Genomic DNA, 4,310 nt, shown 5'->3' on the forward strand with positions numbered 1-4,310 from the left:
GCACGAGCTCGAGCAGCACGGGTTCACCGTCGAGCGCGACGCCGCCGGCAACCAGTTCGGCCTGCTCGAGCTCGTGCCCGGCGCCCCCTACGTGGTGACCGGGTCGCACCTCGACTCGCAGCCGACCGCGGGCCGCTTCGATGGCGCCTACGGCGTGATGGCTTCGGCGCACGCCTGCTTCCGGGTCGCCGACGAGCTGCGGGCCGACCCCGCCGCGGCGCGCCTGAACCTCGCGGTCGTCAACTGGTTCAACGAGGAGGGTTCGCGCTTTAAGCCGTCGATGATGGGCAGCTCCGTCTTCACCGGCAAGATGCCCCTCGACGCGGCGCTCGCGACGACCGACCCGCACGGCACGACCGTTGCCGAGGCGCTCGACGCCATCGGCGAGCGCGGCACGGGCGACGTGCTCGGCGGCGATTCGGGCCGCGAGGTGGCGTCGTACGCCGAGATCCACGTGCAGCAGGGGCGTAGCATGGAGGAGGACGGGGTGACCATCGGCCTCGTGAACGCGACGTGGGCGGCGCACAAGTTCGAGTTCTCCGTGACCGGGGCGCAGGCACACAGCGGCTCCACCCTCATGTCGGATCGCCGGGACGCGCTGCTCGGCGCCGCCCGGCTCGTGGTGGCCGCCCGCGAACTCGTCGACGAATTCGAGCCGGGCGCCCTCCACACCGCGTGCGGCGAGCTCAACGTCTACCCCAACTCGCCCGTCGTCGTGGCGAGCCACGTGGAGCTGCTGCTCGACCTGCGCTCGCCGAGCGCCGACGTGATCCGCGCCGCGCACGCGTCGCTGCAGCGCACGATCGAGCGGGTGGAGCGCGAGGATCGGGTGGAGATCACGGTCACGGCCGAGCACAGCTGGGATCAGAACCCCTATTCCGAGGCGGGCGTCGAGCTGGCGCGCGAGGTGGCCGCCGAGCTCGGGCTCCCGCACGATCGGGTGATGACGGTGGCCGGGCACGATTCGACGAACATGAAGGACGTCGTGCCCACGGTCATGCTCTTCGTGCCGAGCGTGGCGGGCATCTCGCACAGTCTCGACGAGTTCACCGAGGAGGCCGACCTCGTCGCGGGCGCGAACCACCTCACGGGCGTCGTGCGCCGGCTCGCCGCCGGCGCGCCCGTCGACTGAGGGTTCGCCCGAGCCGCGGCGAAGGAATCCCGGAGCGGGACCCGCGGCCCGCCCCTCCGCTCGCCCGGAGCCTCAGCTCCAGGTGAACAGTTCGCGCGGGTGGGTGAGGCGCCAGCCGTAGCTCGGTGCGACCACATCGGCTCCGGTGACGAGGTCGATCGTGCGGTCGGCCGGTGTGCCCGGGCTCGTCCCGTTCTCCGCGTCCGGTTCCGCGGAATCCTTCGGGTCGCCGGGGCCGGTGACGCGGATCGCGCCCACGCTCCGCCCGGCTGCGGCATCGGCGCCGGTGAGCCCCGCATCGGGCTCGCCCGCCTCCGAGAACCCGCCGGATCGGAGCGACGCCGTGCGCGTCGCCTCCTCGCCGGGCAGCAGCACGGCGTCGGCACCGCCGTCGGCGAGGATCGGGATCTCGACGCCGTCGACGGTCGTGGCGGTGCCCAGGCGCTCGCCGGGCTCGACGATCGCGAGTCGCCGGGGCGCCGCGTCGAGCGCCGAGAACAGGTCGAGGCTCGAGCGCAGGCGATCCTCGTCGGAGTCGCGCCCCAGCACCACCGAGAGCTGCACCACCTCGCGGCCCAGCGCATCGCTCGTGCGCGCCGCCGCGAGGTTGTACCCGGCGGCGTTCGTGCGCCCGGTCTTCACCCCGACCACTCCGTCGAGCACCCCGTGCAGCGGATTCGTGCTCTCGACCGTGCCGATGCCCCAAGGCAGGTCGACGCGGGGCAGCGCCACGATCTCGGCGACCGTCTCGTTCTCGAGCGCGAGGCGCGCGAGGCGCAGCACGTCGGCGGCAGACGCGGCGTTGTGCTCGTCCATGCCCGTCGGCTCGTGCAGTTCGAGCGAAGCGAGGCCCGCGCGCTGCTGCCAGTCGCGCACCGCGGCGAGGAACCCCGCGTTGTCGCCGAACACCGAGTAGGCGTACGCGGCGGCGAAGTCGTTGGCCGATGGCACCAGGGCGAGCTGCAGCATCTGGCGGGCCGTCACCTCGGTGCCCACCGGAATCGGGAACGCGACCCCGTCCTCGGCCAGGTACTCGGCTTGACGCGCGGCGTCCTCGGCCGTCCAGATGTGCGTCGGGCCGTCCGAACCCGCCTCCACCGGCTGCGCGTCGAGCACGACGAGCGCCGTGACGAGCTTCGAGATGCTCGCGATCGGCGCCGCGCGCTCGGAGTTCGTCCACACCGCGTCGTCGTGCAACCAGCCCACCGCCGTCGGCTGCTGCTCGGCGTCGACGGCGCGCTGCACCTCCGCGGCGTCGGCCGAGAAGCGCGCCGTCACCGGCTCGTCGAGGCGCACCACCGGCTCGGGGAGCGGCGCGATGGCGCAGAGCACGGCGTAGGCGAGGGCGAGCAGCGCCGCGAGGCCCGCAGCGCCGAGGCCGACGATGCGGCGCGTGCGGCGGCGCGGGGCGCGATGCGGGAGTGGGGTCGGGCTCACCCGATCCACCCTAGGGCGCGCCGCCCTTCCGCTTCAGTGAGAGATTCGGCGTACGTGAGGCGATCCGCCCCCGAAGTCTCTCACCGGCGCCGAATCTCTCACCGAAGCTGGGGGTGGCGGCGCACCGTCCGGCGGCGCCGCAGACCTGCACACTCCGGGCCGCGCCGCCCGTGCAGGTGTGCGGCACGCCGCGGCGGCCGCATGCGCGATGATGGGTGCAGTCCGCCGCACCACCGAGGAGTCAGCCGATGACCGCACTCATCGCGGGATACGCCCGCACGCCGTTCACCCGTTTCACCGGTCAGCTGGCCGCGCAGCCCGCCACCGAGCTGGGCGCTCACGCCGTGCGCGCCGCGCTCGCGCGGGCGGGGGTGGCCGCGTCCGACGTCGACGCCGTCGTGGTCGGCCAGGTGCTGCAGGCGGGCGCCGGGCAGAACCCGGCCCGTCAGACCGCGGTGGGCGCCGGCATTCCCCTCGGCGTGCCCGCGATCACGCTGAACGCCGTGTGCCTCTCGGGCGCCGAGGCCGTGTCGCAGGCCGTCCGGCTCATCGCGAGCGGCGAGGCCGAGGTGGTGGTCGCCGCCGGGCAGGAGTCGATGTCGCTCGCGCCCCACGTGCTGCCGCTGCGCGCGGGCACCAAGTACGGCGACGCGACGCTCGTCGACACCGTCGACCGCGACGGCCTGTCGGATGCCTTCGATCAGGTCGCGATGGGCGCGCTCACTGAGACCGGCAACGCTCCGCTCGGCCTGACCCGCGCCGAGCAGGACGCCTTCGCGGCGGCCTCGCATCAGCGCGCGGCCGCCTCGGCGGAGTTCCTCGCCGGCGAGATCGAGCCGTTCACGGTGTCCTCGCGCCGGGGCGACACGGTGGTCGCGAGCGACGACGGCGTGCGCGCCGACACCACGGCGGAGACGCTCGCCGGCCTGCGCCCGGCCTTCTCGCGGGAGGGCACGATCACGGCGGGCAACGCCTCGCAGATCACCGACGGCGCCGCCGCGCTCGTACTCGTGAGCGCGGCGGCCGCCGAGCGCCTCGGCCTCGCGCCGCTCGCAGCGGTGGAGGCGACCGCGTTCGTCGCGGGCCCCGACACGCACCTGCACTCCCAGCCCGCGCGCGCCATCGAAGCCGCCCTCGCGAAGACGGGCGGTGCCACGGCCGCCGACCTCGCCGTCGTCGAGATCAACGAGGCGTTCGCCGCGGTCGGCGTGCAGTCGAGCCGCGAGCTCGGGCTCGATCCCGCCGTCGTCAACCCGCACGGCGGGGCGATCGCGCTCGGCCACCCGATCGGCGCATCCGGCGCCCGCATCGTGGGCACGCTCGCGCGGCAGCTCGCCGAGCGCGGCAGCGGGTCGCTCGGCGCCGTCGGCATCTGCGGCGGCGGCGGGCAAGGCAGCGCCCTCGTGCTCCGCGCCGTCTAGCGGGTCCGAGGCCGCTGCCGATACACTCGCCGCTATGGGAGTGCAGCACGCAGCCATCGGCATCGACGTCGGGGGCACGGGTATCAAGGGCGCCGCGATCGACGTGGCGACCGGCGACAAGATCACCGCTCGGCACAAGGTGGCGACCCCCGCGGGCGGGGCTCCGGCAGACATCGCGGCGGCGGTCGGCCGAATGGCCGCGGCGATCCGCGCCGAGCTCGCAGCCGGCGGGTTCGCCGGTGCCGAGACACTGCCGGTCGGCGTCACCCTGCCCGGGGTGGTGCGCGACGGCGTGATGCGCACGGCGGCGAACATCGACC

Annotated in this window: 3 protein-coding genes and 1 pseudogene; 3 read left to right on the forward strand and 1 reads right to left on the reverse strand. The window is 74.5% G+C overall.

The genetic code is table 11. From position 1 onward, the window contains the following. On the forward strand, positions 1–1,132 hold a 1,132-nt coding region (locus NS354_RS10855), incomplete at its 5' end, for a hydantoinase/carbamoylase family amidase (RefSeq protein WP_058594505.1). Between the two features lie 72 nt (positions 1,133–1,204). Here the strand turns inward: NS354_RS10855 and NS354_RS10860 are convergent. Then, entirely contained in the window at positions 1,205–2,569 is a 1,365-nt protein-coding gene (locus tag NS354_RS10860) for a D-alanyl-D-alanine carboxypeptidase family protein (RefSeq protein ID WP_153002191.1), read from the reverse strand. Between the two features lie 248 nt (positions 2,570–2,817). Here NS354_RS10860 and NS354_RS10865 point away from each other — a divergent pair, with 248 nt between their 5' ends. Further along, a complete protein-coding gene (locus NS354_RS10865; protein WP_058594507.1) occupies positions 2,818–3,990 on the forward strand; it encodes an acetyl-CoA C-acyltransferase in 1,173 nt (390 codons plus the stop codon). Between the two features lie 34 nt (positions 3,991–4,024). Continuing rightward, positions 4,025–4,310, forward strand: a pseudogene (locus NS354_RS10870) (ROK family protein); the annotation flags it as partial.

Origin of the sequence: Leucobacter chromiiresistens (assembly GCF_001477055.1) — a bacterium.
Lineage (GTDB): Bacteria > Actinomycetota > Actinomycetes > Actinomycetales > Microbacteriaceae > Leucobacter > Leucobacter chromiiresistens_A.

Bases quoted from the DNA above. Each gene is read 5' to 3' on its own strand.
- NS354_RS10865 (WP_058594507.1), top strand. From the start codon at position 2,818: ATGACCGCACTCATCGCGGGATACGCCCGCACGCCGTTCACCCGTTTC.